This is a genomic window from Vibrio sp. 397 (assembly GCF_033339395.1).
Lineage (GTDB): Bacteria > Pseudomonadota > Gammaproteobacteria > Enterobacterales > Vibrionaceae > Vibrio > Vibrio alginolyticus.
Genome location: NZ_JAWOUN010000001.1, coordinates 110,815 through 129,068 on the forward strand (window position 1 = coordinate 110,815; position 18,254 = coordinate 129,068).

At 42.7% G+C, this 18,254-nt stretch carries 20 protein-coding genes; 11 read left to right on the forward strand and 9 right to left on the reverse strand.

Annotation, left to right across the window (positions count from 1 at the left end):
* Nucleotides 1-2: 2 nt before the first annotated feature.
* Both R7P36_RS00555 and R7P36_RS00560 read right to left on the reverse strand, forming a co-directional pair.
* Nucleotides 3-1,151, reverse strand: coding sequence for a replication initiation factor domain-containing protein (locus R7P36_RS00555; protein ID WP_053303057.1), 1,149 nt, complete (start codon nucleotides 1,149-1,151; stop codon nucleotides 3-5).
* The gene (locus tag R7P36_RS00560; protein ID WP_005477640.1) at nucleotides 1,135-1,350 is read right to left on the reverse strand and encodes a hypothetical protein; all 216 of its coding nucleotides are present in this window, start codon (nucleotides 1,348-1,350) and stop codon (nucleotides 1,135-1,137) included. Before R7P36_RS00560 ends, R7P36_RS00555 begins: the two co-directional genes overlap by 17 nt.
* 197 nt (nucleotides 1,351-1,547) lie before the next feature.
* Here R7P36_RS00560 and R7P36_RS00565 point away from each other — a divergent pair, with 197 nt between their 5' ends.
* The gene (locus R7P36_RS00565) at nucleotides 1,548-1,916 is read left to right on the forward strand and encodes a DUF3693 domain-containing protein (RefSeq protein ID WP_137282007.1); all 369 of its coding nucleotides are present in this window, start codon (nucleotides 1,548-1,550) and stop codon (nucleotides 1,914-1,916) included.
* A gap of 173 nt (nucleotides 1,917-2,089) precedes the next feature.
* Here R7P36_RS00565 and R7P36_RS00570 read toward each other — a convergent pair whose 3' ends face one another.
* The 3 genes from R7P36_RS00570 to R7P36_RS00580 all read right to left on the reverse strand — a co-directional run bounded on the left by R7P36_RS00570 (nucleotide 2,090) and on the right by R7P36_RS00580 (nucleotide 5,452).
* On the reverse strand, nucleotides 2,090-3,811 hold the full coding sequence (locus tag R7P36_RS00570) for an ATP-binding protein (RefSeq protein WP_005377471.1): 1,722 nt from the start codon (nucleotides 3,809-3,811) through the stop codon (nucleotides 2,090-2,092).
* A complete protein-coding gene (locus R7P36_RS00575) occupies nucleotides 3,801-4,982 on the reverse strand; it encodes an FIST signal transduction protein (RefSeq protein ID WP_017634895.1) in 1,182 nt (393 codons plus the stop codon). Before R7P36_RS00575 ends, R7P36_RS00570 begins: the two co-directional genes overlap by 11 nt.
* Nucleotides 4,983-5,095: 113 nt before the next feature.
* Nucleotides 5,096-5,452 (reverse strand): hypothetical protein, encoded by a 357-nt coding sequence (locus R7P36_RS00580; protein ID WP_005377473.1) that lies wholly within the window; start codon nucleotides 5,450-5,452, stop codon nucleotides 5,096-5,098.
* A 257-nt stretch (nucleotides 5,453-5,709) separates the two neighbouring features.
* Here R7P36_RS00580 and ccoN point away from each other — a divergent pair, with 257 nt between their 5' ends.
* From ccoN to uspE, 10 genes are all read left to right on the forward strand, one after another.
* Nucleotides 5,710-7,137, forward strand: a complete 1,428-nt coding sequence (gene ccoN, locus R7P36_RS00585) for a cytochrome-c oxidase, cbb3-type subunit I (RefSeq protein WP_005396488.1) — start codon at nucleotides 5,710-5,712, stop codon at nucleotides 7,135-7,137.
* 12 nt (nucleotides 7,138-7,149) lie between these two features.
* Nucleotides 7,150-7,770 carry a cytochrome-c oxidase, cbb3-type subunit II gene (ccoO, locus tag R7P36_RS00590; protein ID WP_005377475.1) on the forward strand — a complete coding sequence of 207 codons (621 nt, stop codon included), beginning with the start codon at nucleotides 7,150-7,152 and terminating at the stop codon, nucleotides 7,768-7,770.
* Nucleotides 7,771-7,779: 9 nt separating this feature from the next.
* A complete protein-coding gene (locus R7P36_RS00595) occupies nucleotides 7,780-7,953 on the forward strand; it encodes a cbb3-type cytochrome oxidase subunit 3 (protein WP_005377485.1) in 174 nt (57 codons plus the stop codon).
* A complete protein-coding gene (gene ccoP / locus R7P36_RS00600; protein WP_005377487.1) occupies nucleotides 7,953-8,927 on the forward strand; it encodes a cytochrome-c oxidase, cbb3-type subunit III in 975 nt (324 codons plus the stop codon). Before R7P36_RS00595 ends, ccoP begins: the two co-directional genes overlap by 1 nt.
* Nucleotides 8,928-9,032: 105 nt before the next feature.
* The gene (locus tag R7P36_RS00605) at nucleotides 9,033-9,509 is read left to right on the forward strand and encodes a FixH family protein (RefSeq protein WP_005377489.1); all 477 of its coding nucleotides are present in this window, start codon (nucleotides 9,033-9,035) and stop codon (nucleotides 9,507-9,509) included.
* 4 nt (nucleotides 9,510-9,513) lie between these two features.
* A complete protein-coding gene (locus tag R7P36_RS00610) occupies nucleotides 9,514-11,877 on the forward strand; it encodes a heavy metal translocating P-type ATPase (protein WP_054702345.1) in 2,364 nt (787 codons plus the stop codon).
* A 15-nt stretch (nucleotides 11,878-11,892) separates the two neighbouring features.
* Nucleotides 11,893-12,057 carry a cbb3-type cytochrome oxidase assembly protein CcoS gene (ccoS, locus tag R7P36_RS00615; protein WP_005377493.1) on the forward strand — a complete coding sequence of 55 codons (165 nt, stop codon included), beginning with the start codon at nucleotides 11,893-11,895 and terminating at the stop codon, nucleotides 12,055-12,057.
* Between the two features lie 8 nt (nucleotides 12,058-12,065).
* Nucleotides 12,066-12,746, forward strand: a complete 681-nt coding sequence (locus R7P36_RS00620) for a sulfite exporter TauE/SafE family protein (RefSeq protein WP_017634899.1) — start codon at nucleotides 12,066-12,068, stop codon at nucleotides 12,744-12,746.
* A 90-nt stretch (nucleotides 12,747-12,836) separates the two neighbouring features.
* On the forward strand, nucleotides 12,837-13,583 hold the full coding sequence (locus tag R7P36_RS00625; RefSeq protein WP_005377497.1) for an FNR family transcription factor: 747 nt from the start codon (nucleotides 12,837-12,839) through the stop codon (nucleotides 13,581-13,583).
* Between the two features lie 180 nt (nucleotides 13,584-13,763).
* Nucleotides 13,764-14,711, forward strand: coding sequence for a universal stress protein UspE (uspE, locus tag R7P36_RS00630; RefSeq protein WP_005377500.1), 948 nt, complete (start codon nucleotides 13,764-13,766; stop codon nucleotides 14,709-14,711).
* Between the two features lie 128 nt (nucleotides 14,712-14,839).
* Here uspE and ttcA read toward each other — a convergent pair whose 3' ends face one another.
* The 4 genes from ttcA to R7P36_RS00650 all read right to left on the reverse strand — a co-directional run bounded on the left by ttcA (nucleotide 14,840) and on the right by R7P36_RS00650 (nucleotide 18,234).
* Nucleotides 14,840-15,733: a tRNA 2-thiocytidine(32) synthetase TtcA gene (gene ttcA / locus R7P36_RS00635; RefSeq protein ID WP_005377502.1), complete on the reverse strand. Its 894-nt coding sequence runs from the start codon at nucleotides 15,731-15,733 to the stop codon at nucleotides 14,840-14,842.
* A gap of 198 nt (nucleotides 15,734-15,931) precedes the next feature.
* Nucleotides 15,932-16,594, reverse strand: a complete 663-nt coding sequence (locus R7P36_RS00640) for a DUF2987 domain-containing protein (RefSeq protein ID WP_005389171.1) — start codon at nucleotides 16,592-16,594, stop codon at nucleotides 15,932-15,934.
* A gap of 13 nt (nucleotides 16,595-16,607) precedes the next feature.
* A complete protein-coding gene (locus tag R7P36_RS00645) occupies nucleotides 16,608-17,444 on the reverse strand; it encodes a glucosaminidase domain-containing protein (RefSeq protein WP_213896472.1) in 837 nt (278 codons plus the stop codon).
* Nucleotides 17,437-18,234, reverse strand: a complete 798-nt coding sequence (locus R7P36_RS00650) for a hypothetical protein (protein WP_005389175.1) — start codon at nucleotides 18,232-18,234, stop codon at nucleotides 17,437-17,439. The genes R7P36_RS00645 and R7P36_RS00650 overlap by 8 nt, the downstream gene beginning before the upstream one ends.
* Nucleotides 18,235-18,254: the final 20 nt, after the last annotated feature.

Sequence of the window (18,254 nt, forward strand, 5' to 3'; positions counted from 1 at the left end):
TGTTAAGTCTCCAATATGTGAGTCACCAACTTGCCGTAGGTATCGGGGAAGGTGAATTTCGTTCCATCACGGACAAGGGAACCAACGACGGTTTCAATGTCGCCCTCATGGAATTCGATAAGTGAATTAAGGATTTTCCCGTACTGGCGGCGCATCCAGTGCGCAGAGGCCAACAGGTCTAACGCCGCGCGTTTCGTCGGGACGGGTTTGGTATTGAATTTCTTTGCAGTAGAAATCGAGGCGGCGAAATCATTGAGCGCGGCATACGCGCCAGCCGGATTCAGCAACACATCAACATTCCATTTTTTAAGCTCGACCTCAGAGCGATACCAGACAAGGCCAGTGTTCGCGAGTTTCTGCTCAAGAGCCTTGTTGTAGATACGCCAGTAAATGCGCGAAGTACGCGAACCAATTGAGTATTGTTCTTTGGTGTAAATCGGTTTCCCATCTTTGCCGATACTGGCAATGGTCATATCTTCATGAAGCACAGGACCACGACCACGTTCAGCCGTTCTGAAACAGTCGTCACGCCACGCCTTGTAAGCGTATTCGCAATCAAAAATGCCGTCGTAATCGTCATAGGCCAAGTCAACACGCGCCAGAGTTTGCACACCAAGTACATTGGTCAGCCAGTCATGCAGCGACCACGTAGGACGACGGGCAAATACATGCTTGCATCCCGTTCCGTTGATTTGGAAATGCACCGTGTCATTGTTACCGCCGATACCAACGAAGCCGCAGAAGTCCTCACCATCTGGCGACGTCAGTTTCATGGATTCGGTGTAGAACTGGAAACCCAAACCGCGAGGCGCAGACAACGACAACCCAAGCACTTGATTGGTGAAGATGCGCAAGCAATCTTCCAAGTAGTTGCGGTAACAGAGTTCAAACGCTTTGTTGTACGCTTCAATTTCTTCAGATGTCTTAGCGACCGTCGGATTAAACACAGGTGGAGCAGGGAACTTAGGCGCTCGACAGTGACGCTGTAACAGTCCTGATTTGGCAAAGCCTTTGTATTCTTCATGCTTGTGCAATCGACGAACCGCATCATGACAATGGCGTAAGTCTTTCACGGCAAACGTAAAACACAGGTAATCAATATGAACGCTTTGCTCATCGAACTTTTTGAGGATGTTAGTTGCAGTAGTCATCGAACACCCCCAAATTGATACGTTGTTCAACAGTCGTGTTGGTGATAGACACCAACTCATAAGAAGTGAACTGAGAGGAAGCCCAAGACTCAAGGTGAGACATGGATTTAAGCAAATCCCATTCGTCGCAACCTTTGACCAACACAGACACCGTGTAGTCAGGCAGCAAGTCGTAATAGATGATTTGAGCTTCGTTCATGATTACTGAGCCTCAACCAAAGCTAGGAGCCCAGCTAACATACATAACAGTTGAAGTGGCTTGTTGCGTTCCATGTTGACGGCTCCAGTACGAAATATTTCGTATAGTTAATACGAGATTTTTCATAGTGTAAATACGATAAATCCCGTACATATAAGCTAGAATCAAGAAAAGAAATTGAAAGGCAGGATTGGAAAATGTACACAAACAAGCTCATTGATGCCTATAAAGAGCAGATGAACTACGTGCAATACAAACAAATCGCGCCAGACTTAGGCATAAGTCCTCAAATGCTTACTGATGTGCGTAAAGGAAGAACGTATTTAAAAGAAAATCAGATACTTATGCTTGCCGAAGCTATCGGTGAAGACAAAGAAAAGGCTCTGATTGGCTTAGCGATGGATAAAGCAAAAACGCACGAAGCGCAGACACTATGGCAGAACATAGGAAAAAAGTTTAACGGACTTGGATTATCAAGCATTTCAATGGCTTGTGCTGGATTGGCCTTAGTGATTGCAAGTCCACAGGAACCCCTATATCAGTGCGCATTATGTATATTATGTTAAATTACATGTTGCCGTATACTAAATGCTGTCTGAGTATGCTCCTATTCCCCTGCAGATTTTAAATTTAAGGGCCTTACTGTGAGCATTAAACATAATCGTTATTTACCATAAAATACTTAATATAGATCTTAATAATCTATCGATTGTTAAGATCTATATTAACGCCTTTTTACTTATTGAAATGACTGTATAGCTTCAAAGATATCTTGTCTTCTAACTGGCTTGGAAATGAATCCGTCCATACCGGCATCCAGGCATTTATCTCTATCGCTTTCTAGCGCATGTGCAGTTAACGCTATAATTGGGGTCCTGAGACCTTTATCTCGAATAAGTCTTGTTGCGGTAATTCCATCCATCACTGGCATCGAGACATCCATGAGAATCAAATCGATTAAATCCTCATTCTCTTCTAAAAATGTTAATGCCTCTGCTCCATGGCTTGCGATATGAACATTATGGCCAAGCTTATTTAAGATAAGCTTTATTACGAACTGATTCGATTCGGTATCTTCTACGACGAGAAGTTCCATTGCTTTTGTCGGTTGATTGGTTTCGATTCTAACTGGACGATTTTGATTACAACGAGTCAAAACTGGAATCGAAATCGTAAAGGTTGAACCAACATGCTCATCACTTTTAACGGCAATCTTTCCACGCATCATTTCAACTAAATGCTTGGTTATTGCGAGCCCCAGTCCTGTACCACCGAAGCGTCTCGTGATGGAACGGTCTCCTTGATGAAATGCCGTAAACAAGTGCTCTTGCTTTGCTTTAGATATACCAATTCCAGTGTCAGATATTGAGATCACAAGTTCAGCATCTTGCTCAGATACAGAAACTTTTACTTCACCTTCGTCTGTAAACTTTATTGCATTCCCTATTAGATTAAACAGAATTTGAGATAACCGCGTGGAGTCAATCCAAAATTGTTTGTCATTAGTGACAGTACAGTTGAGCTTGAATTTAAGATTTTTCTTCTTAGCGATTTGTTTTTGCTGAGAAATAACAAAAGTGACAGTGTCTCTTAAGTTAATCCATTGTTCATTGAGCTGAAAGCGACCTGACTCGATTTTAGAAAGATCAAGAATGTCACTGATTATCGCGAGAAGTAACTCTGCAGAGCACTCCATTTGGCTCAAAGCATCAATTTGTTCTTCTGACAAGGTTGATTGCTTCAGTATATCTAGCATTCCAAGAACGGAATTTAAAGGGGTTCTTATTTCATGACTCATCATCGCTAAGAACTCCGACTTAGACCGGTTCGCAAGCTCTGCTTCTTCTCTTGCTTTAGCGAGCTGAGTTGTTCTTACTTCAACGATACGTTGTAACTTCTCTTTGGTCTCGATATCAATGACCGCCCTTTCAATTAAGGGACGAAACCGCCTCAAGGTTTCCTTATTCTCTATGCTAAAGTGCCCTTTCTGAGCTCCAATAAGTAGGATTACGGTTTGCGTTACTTCTGAACGTATACCAGTTAAAACGACCGAGTTTACATGGCTTTTTATAAAGCTGTTTAAGTTAACAAACTCAGCGAGTTTATCTGGCTCGAACAGTAGAATGCATTCACCATTGAGAGCTCTTTGATAGGTGTTACCGTGTAACCAGGATACATTATCAAATACGCTATTAGTTGATATCAATGTCTTGAAGGGATATCGTTCACCATCACGAGTCAGTACAATAAAATCATCGAAGTTGATGTACTTTTTGAGGACATTGTTTAATCCCGTAAATATCTCATGCCGATTCTTTGCCTCACTCATCGCAGATATCGCGGAAAGAATGGCCTTGTTTTCATCAGCGAGTAGTCGTTCTCTTTGTCTAGCCTGCTTTAGCTCAACTAACGCTTCTTGAAGCGCTTCCTGTTGATATATGTCTAAGTATTTATCTTTCATAAGGTTTATGGAATATAGCCGATGAAATCATCAGGTTTCCATGTCCATTCTCACCACCAATAAATCTACCTTGCTCGCCGAAAGTAAAAGGGCAAATAAAAGGCAAATGTTCTAGTTCTTGGTTAATTTGTTCACAAACGCTATTCATGTCTTGCATTAAGTGCAACATGGGACCTGCGCAAAAGATATTTATCACTCCAATTTTTCGAGACTCTTCTAATTTTTGGTTAAAAGCGGCATTGACGACTTTTGCAGCGCGCGCAACGAGATGCTCACGACTTCCTTTCATTAATGTGAGCTCGTCACCCTCTTCTATTCGTGTAAACAACTCGATTCCACCATCTGGCGTCTCACGGATCGGATGGGATAACTTGTAATATGGGCGATCATAGAGATGACCTGCGATCCGCCCTAATGGATAAGCACTCGAGTTTGTAAACAGCATATTATCTTTACCTACTTGGTTATCCTGGTGATTTGTCCACCTTCTATAAACATTGAGCGCAGGTTCGTTATCAATTTCAAGTAAGCATCTATCGTTGGTCTTGGTTGCAACACCTTTGATATTAGTTGGTGTATGTCCAGCGCTAAAAGCGATATCAACAGGTTGAGAGGAGTAAAAGAGAGTTAAGCTTAAACCTGAAGTTTGAGAGCCTTGGGCGGTTATCACAGACCATTTCCCAGCGATGTTATTATCAGCGGCCGAACCACCAATAATTGGAATTAGAGTTCCAAATCTTTCATCTATAGACGCAATGATTGATTCCTCTTGCCCTGGTGTAGCATGAAGTAGAATTAAGTTTGGTACCTCTCCTACACGGTTTGCGTTCTCAAGGGCCATATCCAAAGCCTTGGTGACGCTGTCACCTGAGTTGTGATTAGAAATACCAGTACCATAAGCATGAGGACCTGTATCATAAACAGCAAGTGCCGCAATTACTGGTCCTGTATGAAAGCCCTGATCTGTCATTACGGCTTGACATGAACTGGCGCCATGAAAAGGCACACCAGGAAAATGCGCAAGAAACGCTTCTCGAATCAACTCGAAATTGTATTCTTCCGTGTAGTAACACATCACGTAAGACAAGTTCTGTTGTGTCAATTCGGACCTGAGCGTTTTTATCGCTGAGTCTTCATCTTTAATATGAGTAAAAACTGATTGGCAATGCATACGATTTTATAATTGGATATCACTCTGCTGTTATACCATTCCAACCAATTTTCTCTAGGTAAGAAGGTGTTAATTTCATTAATAAGTTACGATTATCTCGTGATAGATCGTATTTATAATTGAACTACAACAATGTTTTCACCTTTTTTAAAGGTGATTTTTTTCGATTCAGGCATGATGTCCCATTCTACTGACTTATGCTTTTCGTTGAGATTGATAAAATTACCAGATTGATTTAGATCAATTTTTAGAGTGCTACTTTCTGTCGTTTCGAGCGAAATTCCCATTGAGTCACGATTAATCGTGATTATTTCTCCTTCAATTGTTACATCGCATCGTTCTTTTTGTGAACAGTCAACGCTATTAACACTCTCGTGTGTAAAGGTACGCCAGAAAAATGCGCCTATTAAAACACTGAGCATGATTAAGATTTGTGCAAGTCGCGCCTTTGTTAACTTTTGTGCAGGCATAATTACTAATATCCTTGTTACAAACTTCAAACTTTTTAAATAAAAAATGATTTCCAGAGGTCCAGTAAGGTTACTACCCTGTCATTGAATTGTTAATTCAAGTATAGTGTCACGCTGAAAATGCCACTTTTTATTAAAGTCAGCAATGGAAATAAGGTGATGATAACACTTGAATTCTAGAGTTTACTTGGGTGGTGTTACGACGCAAGTCGTGTTGGAAGTAAAAGTGTAGTTAATTAGAAATTGGAAGCATGCAAATGAGCCAAGTAAAGCAGCTTGAACAAAACTACAACTATACAGTCGTTCGCCAATTTACCCTTGTGACCATTTTATGGGGCATAGTTGGTATGGCTGTTGGTGTTTTGATTGCCGCTCAATTAGTTTGGCCACAGCTAAACTTTGATACGCCGTGGTTGACGTACAGTCGCTTACGTCCACTGCATACTAATGCGGTAATTTTTGCGTTTGGTACCAGTGCTCTGTTCGCAACGTCTTATTATGTTGTACAGCGCACATGTCAAACACGTCTTTTTGGTGGCCCACTCGTTGCCTTCACCTTTTGGGGTTGGCAAGCAATCATCCTGGCAGCAGCCATTACTTTGCCTCTCGGTTTAACATCGGGTAAAGAGTATGCTGAGCTAGAATGGCCTATTGATATCGCAATTGCGCTAGTATGGGTATCATATGCGGTGGTGTTCTTCGGCACACTAGTGAAGCGAAACACGTCACATATTTATGTGGCAAACTGGTTCTTCGGTGCCTTTATTATCACAGTAGCAGTACTTCACATCGTGAACAGCATGGCTATTCCTGTGTCACTTGGTAAATCTTACTCGATTTACTCGGGCGCAGTGGATGCGATGGTTCAGTGGTGGTATGGACACAATGCGGTAGGTTTCCTACTGACCGCTGGTTTCCTAGGTATGATGTACTACTTCGTTCCTAAACAAGCTGAACGTCCTGTTTATTCTTACCGTCTATCTATCGTTCACTTCTGGGCACTTATTTCTCTATATATTTGGGCAGGCCCTCACCACCTTCATTATACAGCGCTACCAGACTGGACTCAGTCTCTAGGTATGGTTATGTCGCTGGTTCTATTTGCTCCTTCTTGGGGTGGTATGATCAACGGTATTATGACGTTATCTGGTGCATGGCATAAGCTTCGTTATGACCCTATCCTACGTTTCCTAATCGTTTCACTGTCGTTCTACGGTATGTCTACCTTTGAAGGCCCGATGATGTCGATTAAGACGGTTAACGCACTTTCTCACTACACAGACTGGACCATTGGTCACGTTCACTCTGGTGCGTTAGGTTGGGTTGCGATGGTTTCTATCGGCTCTGTATATCACTTGGTACCTCGCCTATTTGGCCAAGAGCGTATGTACTCTGTTGGTCTAGTTAATGTGCATTTCTGGCTAGCAACAATCGGTACCGTTCTTTACATCGTTGCGATGTGGATCTCTGGTGTAATGCAAGGTCTTATGTGGCGCGCGGTTAACTCTGACGGTACGCTAACTTACAGCTTTGTTGAGTCTGTAGAAGCGTCTTATCCGTTCTACTTTGTACGTTTCCTAGGCGGATTTATCTTCCTATCTGGTATGTTCCTAATGGCATACAACACGTACAAAACGGTAAGTGCACCTAAAGAAAGCCTAAAAGCTATCCCACATCCGGCATAAGGAGATTTAAGAATGAGTAATAATTCTAATAATCGCCATGAAATCTTAGAACGTAATGTCGGTTTGTTGGCTATTTTTATCGTGTTTGCTATCAGTTGGGGTGCTCTTGTAGAGATCACTCCTCTGATTTTCCAAAAGCAAACGACTGAACCTGTAGAAAATCTGCGCGCTTACACTCCTTTGGAGATGGAAGGCCGTGATATCTACATCCGTGAAGGTTGTAACGTCTGTCACAGCCAGATGGTTCGTCCTTTCCGCTCAGAGACTGAACGTTACGGTCACTACTCTGTTGCTGGTGAGAGTGTTTGGGAACACCCATTCCTTTGGGGCTCTAAGCGTACAGGCCCGGATTTAGCTCGTGTTGGTGGTCGTTATTCTGACGAATGGCACCGTGTTCACCTGTTAGATCCTCGTGAGCTTGTACCTGAGTCAAACATGCCAGGTTTCCCGTGGCTAGCTGAAAACGTTTTAGACGGTAAGCTAACTCAGAAGAAACTTGAGCTATTTCGTGATCAGTTCGGCGTTCCATACACTGATGAAGAGATCGCGAATTCGGCTAAAGAAGTAGAAGGTAAAACAGAGATGGATGCAATCATCGCTTACCTTCAGTCTCTTGGTCATGCAATGAAGTAAGGGGATCATATGGATTTCGGTACAATTCATAGTATTTATACCGTTGTACTCTTCGCTAGTTTTATTGGCATCGTATGGTGGGCATTTAGTAAAAAGCGTAAAGCACGCTTTGAAGAAGATGCCAACTTGGTGTTTGCTGACGAAGAACAAAAGACCCCTAATAACCAAGGAGTGAAGAAGTAATGACTACATTCTGGAGTCTCTGGATTATCGTGATTACTGTCGGTACGCTAGTAGGCTGTGCGATTCTCCTGACTTGGTGCGCTAAAGATAAAATGGGCGTCGAGGAAGGGGAAGACATGGGCCACGAGTACGATGGTATTCGCGAGCTAAACAACCCTCTACCAAAGTGGTGGACTTACCTGTTTGTAAGCACATTTGTGTTCGCAGCAGTTTACCTTGCCCTATTCCCAGGTCTAGGTAGCTTCAAGGGCTTTTTAAACTGGCAGAGTTCGGCTCAAACCGTTCGCTCACTAGAAGAGTCAAAAGAAGCCATCGCTGCAGCACAAGAGAACAAGCAACTAAACCAATATGCAAAAGAACTGGATGATGCCGACGCTTACTTCGGCGAAGCATTCCGTAAACTTGCGCACAATGACAGTGGTCTACGCCCAATTCCTGAAATTGCGCAAGATCCTGAAGCATTAAAAGTTGGTCAGCGTTTGTTTTTGCAAAACTGTTCTCAATGCCATGGCTCTGATGCACGTGGTCAGAAAGGCTTCCCTAACCTGACTGATGATGCATGGCTATATGGTGGCGAGCCAGCAGCGATCGTTACAACCATCATGCACGGCCGTATTGGTCAAATGCCAGCATGGAAAGATGCCCTTGGTGAGCAAGGTGTTCAAGAAGTTGTAAGTTACACACTTAGTCTATCTGGTCGTAAAGTAAATGCTCGTGAAGCCGCGGCAGGTAAAGCACGCTTCGTAGTGTGTGCAGCTTGTCATGGTACCGATGGTAAGGGTAACCCTGCAGTCGGTGCGCCTGACCTTACAGACCAAGACTGGTTGTTTGGTGACTCTCGTGCAGCTGTAACAGAAACCGTAATGAACGGACGCTCAGGCGTAATGCCTGCGTGGAAAGACATTTTGGGTGAAGATAAAGTTCAGCTCGTTGCCTCATATGTCTGGAGTTTAAGTAACTCAGAGAGTAAGTAACTGAGATATTACGTAACATAGCAATAACAGCCCCTTTCATAGGGGCTGTCTTTCCTTTAAATTTAACGCCTTACATTTTTTCATTTAGCTGTTGAGAACTTTTTTATGGTAAAGCCTTGGTATAAACAATTTTGGCCGTGGTTCCTAATCATCCTTCCTCTTACTGTCGTAGTTTGGACTGTGATTACTGTGGTCGTTTTCTCGAACAACTCTGTTTCTTTAGTCGCCGAGGATTACTATAAAAAAGGCAAAGGCATTAATATCGACATTAGTAAAATGAATGTCGCTCGTGACCTAGGTCTTAACGCTGAGATTTCCTCTGAAAATAACAATGTTGTGATTGTTTTCGCTAAAGGGAAGCTACCTCATTACCCTGCTCTAACGGCCACTTTCACTCATCGTACTCTTCCTGATCGTGACTTCACAAAGCTTGTAACAGCGGATGCATCTGGTAATTACCGACTAAAAGCTGAGGAATCTATTCAAGGACCATGGTTTGTTGAACTACAACCACACGACAAGCAATGGATGATCCAAGGTAAAGTTGAGTTTCCTGCCTCTTCAACACCGTTAATGAAGTAAGCATATGTGTAAATCCTGTTATCACTGCGGTGAAGATGTACCAGCCAACACGGATTTCAAAGTAGAAATATTGGGTGAAATTCGCGACATGTGTTGTCCGGGCTGCGAAACTGTGGCGCAGACTATTGTCGATAGTGGTCTTGTATCATATTACCAATACCGCACTGCGCCTGCAGAAAAGGCAGACCTAGTACCAGAGCAACTCCAAGCTTTAATTCATTATGACAATGCGGATGTACAATCTGAATTCGTACGAAATCGCGAAAATGTTTCTGAAGTAACCCTTTCTTTGGAAGGCGTTTCATGTGCCGCTTGTGCGTGGTTAATCGAAAAGCAAGTTTCTAATACGGCCGGGTTGGTATCTATCCGTGTTAATACAACCACCAATCGAGCGTTACTAGCCTGGGATAAAACTCAGGTACGGTTAAGCGAGCTCCTTTCCGTTATTCATAAACTTGGTTACAAAGCTGCACCTTTTGAAGCAGATAAGCAAGAAGCCTCTTACCATCGAATGATGAAGCAATATCTATATCGGCTAGGTATTGCAGGTTTAGCAACCATGCAGGTCATGATGCTCGCCGTTGCACTGTATCTCGAAGTCTTTGGTGATTTAGAGCCAGAGTTTAAAAGTTACTTTCGTTGGGTAAGTTTGATTTTTGCTACTCCTGTTTTGCTTTATTCCGCTCTTCCATTTTACTTAAACGCATGGCGCAGTATCAAAGGCCGAACCCTTGGTATGGATGTCCCGGTTTCTATCGCGTTGATCTTTGCCTATGTTGCAAGTTTAGTTGCAACAGTAACTGAACAAGGCGAAGTCTTCTTTGAATCTATCTCGATGTTTACCTTCTTTTTGTTAGTAGGTCGATTCTTAGAGATGCGCGCTCGTCGCAAAGCTGCTGCAGCGAGTGGTAACCTTCTTAAGTTGATTCCTGCAATTGCTACAACGCTGGACGGTGATCAGATACCCGTGAAGACTCTAAAAGTTGGCGATCGTATTCGCGTTCTACCTGGTGAACATATCCCCGCTGACGGTAAAGTTATTTCAGGCCGTATTCATATTGATGAATCCATGCTAACGGGCGAGTCAGTGCACGTTGTGAAACGAGAAGGCGATGTCGTCTATGCGGGAACGCTAAACGGAGACGAATCATTTGAACTCGAGGTAGTAAGCTCAAAGGCCGATTCAATGATTTCTAACATCGTGCGTTTACAAGATGAAGCTCAACACTCCAAACCTAAAATTGCGGAAATTGCAGACATTGTCGCCCGTTACTTTGTTGGTGTGATTCTTATTATCTCTGCTGGTACTTGGTTTTACTGGCATCAAACAAAACCAGATGATGCGTTTTGGATCATGCTGTCTGTGTTAGTTGCTACATGCCCATGTGCGCTATCTCTGGCCACTCCGACCGCTCTCACTTGTGCTACCTCTAGAATGGGTAATTTTGGCATTTTGCTTCGTAAAGGCCATGTGTTTGAGACACTATGTAAGATCAACCACTTAGTTGTAGATAAAACAGGCACTCTAACGAAAGGTGATATTGAGATCTGTGAAACAAAGGTACTTAGTGATCTCCCACAGAAAGATTGTCTATCACTAGCTGCAGCTTTAGAGGCTCATGCAAACCACCCTATCGCTCGTTCTTTTGCAACTTACACCAATGATGACTTTATCGTGTCTGACGTGCAAAACGTGATTGGTTTAGGGATTGAGGGTATGTGGAATGGCAAAATCGTTAAGATAGGTAGTGCTGCTTTTGTTCAAGGCAAAGAAAGTGGTGAAAGCCAGGCGGTCTATCTGTCGGTTGATGGCAAGCATGTCGCTAGCTTTTACTACCGCGACCCTATCCGAAAAGAAAGCAAAGCCTTTATTCAACGTTTTGCTGACGCTGGAATTAAGACAACCCTGCTAACTGGTGATTCTCTCTCAAACGCCCAACCAGTGGCGAATGAAATTGGTATCGATCACATCGTCGCGTCAGCAAAGCCAGAAGATAAGCTTGCATACCTTAATAGCTTGGACGAAAACAGTATCACTATGATGGTTGGTGATGGAATCAATGACGCGCCGACTCTCGCCGGAGCTCACCTTTCTGTCGCAATGGGCGGTGGTACAGATGTCGCTAAAGCTTCTGCAGATATGACGTTACTTGGGGATAATCTCGAAAAGCTACTAGAAGCACGTTTGCTTGCACTGCGTACAAGAAAGATTATTCGAGAAAACTTGGCTTGGTCTTTGGGTTACAACCTGTTAATTTTGCCTTTGGCGGTCGCAGGTTTAGTGGCTCCCTACATTGCAGTAGTTGGCATGTCTGCAAGCTCAATTATCGTTGTATCTAACTCTTTGCGCCTGCTCAAAGAGAAATAAGTAGAGAAAGCAAACATGGAAAGTCTTTATATATTGATTCCCATCGCTATCGTTCTCGTTTGTGTTGCTGTCGCCGTTTTTCTTTGGGCGGTAAGAAGCGATCAGTTTGAAGATCTTGAACGGCAAGGGCACAACATTCTTCTCGACGAAGAAGACCAATCTAATAGTGATAAAAAGTAGCGACCTTTATGACTCCTGATTTTATCGGTGCGTTGATGATCGGCTTAGTAGGAGCCGGTCATTGTATGGGTATGTGTGGTGGTATCGCGTCTCTACTTACCATGGGCTCTTCTGCTAAAAATAAGACTACCCCTCTTATCCCCCTCTTCTACAACCTCGGACGATTGATCAGTTATACCTTAATAGGTGCATTAGTGGGTGGTGCTATATCAGGTTTATCTGAGCTTAGTGGGTTAACGCACTCTCTTGCTTGGTTAAGGCTGATTGCTGCGTTATTCATGATCCTGGTCGCGCTGTATATTGCTAAATGGTGGCAAGGCTTACTTTTAATAGAAAAGCTAGGGCAGTATATCTGGCGCTTTATCTCGCCGGCAGGGAAGAATCTGTTGCCACTAAAGCATCCTCTTCACGCGTTGCCATTTGGCTTTATTTGGGGTTGGTTACCATGTGGCTTAGTTTATTCAGCGCTTACTTGGTCGGCGGTTTCTGGTAGTGCGATGAACGGCGGCCTAATTATGCTTGCGTTTGGGCTTGGAACGCTACCTGCAATGCTTATTATTGGATATGGTGCCAATCATTTTCAGAAATTACAAAAATCATTAATATTTAGAAATATTTCAGCATTAATCCTTATTGGGTATGGTACGTATACCGCTGTAGGAGCCTTAGCGTTACTCGGTTTCATATAACGTTAAACTCTATTGAGGTGACATTTTTGCTACCCTTTAGGATTAAGCGATGCTAAAATATTGATGTATATCAAATAGTGAAAGGTTGTTATGATTTCTGAAAAACCTGCAACAAAGCGTATCCAATCAGGCGGTTGCGCCATTCATTGCCAAGATTGTAGCATTAGTCAACTGTGTATCCCGTTCACTCTAAATGAGGCAGAACTTGATCAGCTTGACCAAATCATCGAACGTAAGAAGCCTATTCAAAAAGGACAAGAGCTTTTTAAGGCCGGTGATGAGCTAAAATCGCTATACGCTATCCGCTCTGGTACCATCAAGAGCTATACGATCACAGAGCAAGGTGATGAGCAAATCACAGCGTTTCACTTAGCTGGAGACTTAGTCGGTTTCGATGCTATCACTGGTGACTCCCACCCTAGCTTTGCTCAAGCACTCGAAACGTCGATGGTATGTGAAATCCCATACGAAATTTTAGACGATCTATCGGGTAAGATGCCTAAGCTTCGCCAGCAAATCATGCGTTTGATGAGTAACGAAATTAAAGGTGATCAGGAAATGATTTTGCTTCTTTCTAAAAAGAATGCAGAAGAGCGACTAGCTGCTTTCCTTTACAACCTATCAACGCGTTTTTCTCAGCGTGGCTTCAGCCCTAGAGAGTTTCGTTTAACTATGACTCGTGGTGATATTGGCAACTACCTTGGTCTTACAGTCGAAACGATCAGTCGTTTGTTAGGTCGTTTCCAGAAATCAGAGATCCTAAGCGTAAAAGGTAAATATATCACTATCTTAGACCACGATGCATTGATGGAACTTGCTGGTGTAACTAAAGAATAATACACCCTAATTATTGATGTAGCTCGAAAATGAGCTACATCATATTTCTCATAAATTCCTTTCGAAAGTCCTCAAAAAGTTCTCCAAACTAAGCTACAGTAAAAATGTACGGTGAGTACTCCAAAATACTGATTTAATTTACATTCAGTATCTGGTTTTGCAATAGAAGTGGGCTTAGTTATGAGTATATACAGTAAGATCCTTGTTGTAGCTGACATCAATAATGATGAGCAGCCCGCACTTGCAAGAGCTGTTCAATTAGCTCAGAAAAGTGTATCTAGAAGCCGAATCACTTTCTTTTTATCCATTTACGATTTCTCGTATGACATGACGTCAATGCTGTCAGTGGATGAAAGAGATGCTATGCGTCGAGGTGTCATTCATCAGCGTGAGCAGTGGATGCGTAAAATTGCTCAACCATACCTAAACGATGGCTTCGACTTTGATGTTTGTGTTGTCTGGCACAACCGCCCTTATGAGGCGATTATTGCTGAAGTCTACGCAGGCAATCATGACCTAGTCATCAAAGGCACACGTAAGCATGATGTTTTAGAGTCTGTCATTTTCACACCGACAGATTGGCACTTGTTGCGAAAATGCCCTATTCCAGTGCTTCTTATTAAGAATGCTGCTTGGCCGGAACAAGCAAGTATCCTTGCCTCAGTACATGTGGGCTCAGAAAACCCGACTCATATTGATCTCAACGATACGATGGTCGAGCGATTAAAAGAAATCACCACTCGGCTTGAGGCCAAGCCATATCTTGTTAACGCCTACCCCGTTACACCGGCGAACATTACGATTGAACTTCCTGAATTTGACCCAACGACTTATACCGATGCGGTGCGAGGTCATCATTTAACGGCTATGAAAGCACTACGCCAAAAACATGGTCTTGATGAAGAACAAACGATAGTTGAGCAAGGTTTACCTGAAGATGTCATTCCGGCAGCTGCAGAGCGCTTAAATGCTGCAATGGTTATTTTAGGTACTACAGGGCGAACTGGGCTTTCTGCTGTCTTTATTGGTAATACAGCGGAGCACGTAATTGATAAAATAAATTGCGATGTGTTGGCTCTAAAACCAAAAGGTTACATTAGTCCTCTCGATCCAAATACAGCAACCTAATCTCTCCTTAGTATTGCTATGTATTGAGCGCGCTAATAAATCCCCCGAATACAGGGGGATTTTTGTTTGGGAACAGTTAAAGCGTTGGGTACAAAAAAGGAGGTCTAATTGACCTCATTTTTTACGAGTTAGATGTTCGTAACATCGATGAACATCGATTCATCAATATTCGTCGAAGAAACGACAGCCTCATTAAATTCATACTCTTCGCGGTTACCTTCACGATCTAGCGGTAAGTTAACAAAGTCGAACAATTCGCGGTCTGCTAGTTGGCTTGGGCTTACGTTTTGAATTGATTTAAAAATTGCTTCCACACGCCCTGGCGTCTTCTTATCCCATTCAATCAACATTGCTTTTATAGATTGACGCTGAAGGTTCTCTTGAGAGCCACAAAGGTTACACGGAATTATTGGGAAATCCTTGTGCTCAGCGTATTTGATCAAATCTTTTTCACGACAGTAAGTCAATGGACGAATGACCACGTTACGACCATCATCAGAGCGTAGCTTTGGTGGCATCGCTTTAAGGCGAGAGCCGTGGAACATGTTCAAGAACATTGTTTCGACGATGTCATCCATGTGATGACCTAGCGCAAGCTTAGTTGCACCAATCTTCTCTGCAAATGAATACAGCGTACCACGTCGCAGGCGTGAACATAGACCACAAGTGGTTTTGCCTTCTGGTACCTTCTCTTTTACGACGGAATACGTGTCCTTATCGACAATATAGTAAGGGATATTCAGTGTTTCGAAATACTCTGGCAGAATGTGCTCAGGGAAGCCCGGTTGTTTTTGGTCTAGGTTTACTGCAACCACTTCAAATTTGATTGGCGCAGCTTTTTGAAGATTCAACAGGATATCAAGCATCGCGAATGAATCTTTACCACCGCTAATACATGCCATTACAACATCGCCTTCTTCGATCATGTTGTAATCAGTAATGGCATTTCCAACATGTCTTCTTAGGCGTTTCTGAAGCTTGTTGAATTCTAGGGTTTCTTTTCTTGTATCTATTTGGTTCATTGCGGGCTCTCACATCGCCGATAAATCGACTAGGACTTCCTAACATGGGTTTCTTTGGGGCGTGGATTATACGAGCTTTTTACGCAGGATTAAATGCTTGTCTTATTGAGTCTTTAAGAAAAGAGTGTGAAAGATACTTTAGTTACGGTCAAAATTAAAAAAGAGCTGCGATTGCAGCCCTTTCTAAACGTTCAGTGTTCATTTCTTTGCGTTAGGTAGATAAGGTAACACTCGCATCGTCGGTTCTGGTAGTGTCATTGTGCCACCTTGCCCTATTTCACTTAGTGCGACTTGTATCTTGCCATTGACAATTGGCTTTTCGGTTCCGTTTGAGAAAATCACTTTATCATTCAGTTGATTTGCAAACTCCATCGTCACACCTTGAACCTCCGGTGTAAACCAACCCGCAAACATACCGCCTAAATCTTCCAGCATCGTCTGCATTTGAGGTAGAAGAGGCTTAAGTTGGTCGTAAGAAACGTTACCCTGTAATGGTTCTTTGGTCATCACGACAAGTGAGTAATCGCAACGTGTATCTTTTGGGGTATCGACAAAAACCAACGGATTCGCTGACTTTAAGTTTTTATCAACAGGTAAAGGCAACTCTTGTGAAGCAGGGATAACAAACTCTTCATAGTGCTCTTCTTTTTCCATCCAAGCTTTTTCTATCGTACAAATTTGTTTAGTTTTTGCGTCCACAAAAAAGACACCAACTTTCACATCGTCATGCCCTTCTTTATTGTTGTTTTTTAGTTGAGTGTATAACTTTGAGTACGTGAACATGTACTCTTGAGCTTGGGTTATCGGCGATACAAGAATTAGCGCCGCACTTCCCAATAGACTTAGGCTTAACTTTTTCATTTTATCCGTTATTTTATTGCGTCCAGTAGGCGTTGTTATGACGAATCATAGCGCGAAGATCGTGTACATAGGCGATGCCACGTTCAGAATAGGCTAGCAACCCATGCGTTAACTCTGACGCGGTTGCGACCGTTAACAAGCCCTTGTTCTTTTCAGCCAGAGATGTTCTGATTTCACGCAGGTCTGCATACGCTGGGTTTCGATTAACATTCATAAAGTAGCCATGAACAGACTGTTGTACAGAATCGAATTTTTCAACTTCATGAACTTTGTTAGCGCCACGTTGCGCTGGAACAATTCCACAGCCCTTTTTATAACACCATTGGCCGAACAAGTTGTTTGCTTGAGTAGCAAAACGAGAAGTGCCCCACGCAGATTCATTTGCCGCTTGAGTTAGAACCAACGCTTCTGGTAAGACGTTCACTCTCACAAGCATCTCGTCTAGCCATGCTTGATCAATCTTATCGTTACTCAAGGGCAACGAATACAGAGATGATAACCGCTGAGCATACTCTTGTTGTTCTTGCGTCACTTGTCCCACCTTTAAAGAGGTAAGAAAGGCCCGCTCATGACGAATTCGTTGATTCTCAAGAGCAATTTTAGGCCTTAAAAAATCAAAAAAAGCAGCTTTTTTCTCTTTCGTATCTTTTATTGAATTGAAGTCTGGGATATCACCGATGTATGGCAAGTGTGATAAATCGACATGCTTAATCTTGCCAGAGAGTACGTCAGGATTTTCCACATATTTAAACTGTTTCTCGTAGTGTAAATATGGGCCTATAGAAATGAAAGTGGCGGCTATACAGGTTGCCGCCACTCGTAAACTTATTGATTTCAAATAATTAGGCATCAAACACCTGTGAGTTACCATCGTGATCATTATCGTTTTTTTGTGTTGTAACGATCTTAAGCTTAATTCCAAACATTTCGCGGTAGAGTATGCCTTTCAAATGGAAGAAGAATGGCAGCACAAAAATCAAGCCAATACCGTAGAACATTGCTGCAATAATAAACATTAACATCACGCCTAAGTAAAGCCCCGCGACCACAAAAATCTTCTTGTTGATTGCGCGAAGTGATAACAGCAACGCTTGCATTGGTGGCACCCTTTTCTCACAAATCAACAAAATAGAGTGACTAAATGCCAAGGAAAGATACAGCGACAGTAAAGGAAAAATCATACCAACCACACCTTGTAGCATTAAGCTCATGAGCGTTGCTAGAATAACAGGAATGGTGAACTGCAACCCCTTTCCAACATGGCGCAACTTAGTCTTCAGGCCAGCGACATGGCTCATAGCCATCAAGCTGATCCCCGCATAAATTGGTGCGCTAATCACCTCATAACTGAAATTCGCGACATAAATAGAAGACACAATATCGTTTGTGAACGACTCTGGGTTCTCAAATGCATCAAGAATAACGCTTAAATCGCCCAACTGCAGTTTTAATGCAATATAGAAAATACCTAACTGGACAAAAAGCAATACAATAATGGCAGGAGAAAATGATAAAAAGTGCTGGATGGTTGCTCGCCAAGCTTCGTTAAAAACCGCGCCAGCTTTAAGCTCGTAGTTGCCAGACAAAGCTCGCTCTACACTCCCCCCAAGATTGAAATCTTTCTCAAAATCGTCGTTCATAGTTTATCCAAGACTAACTT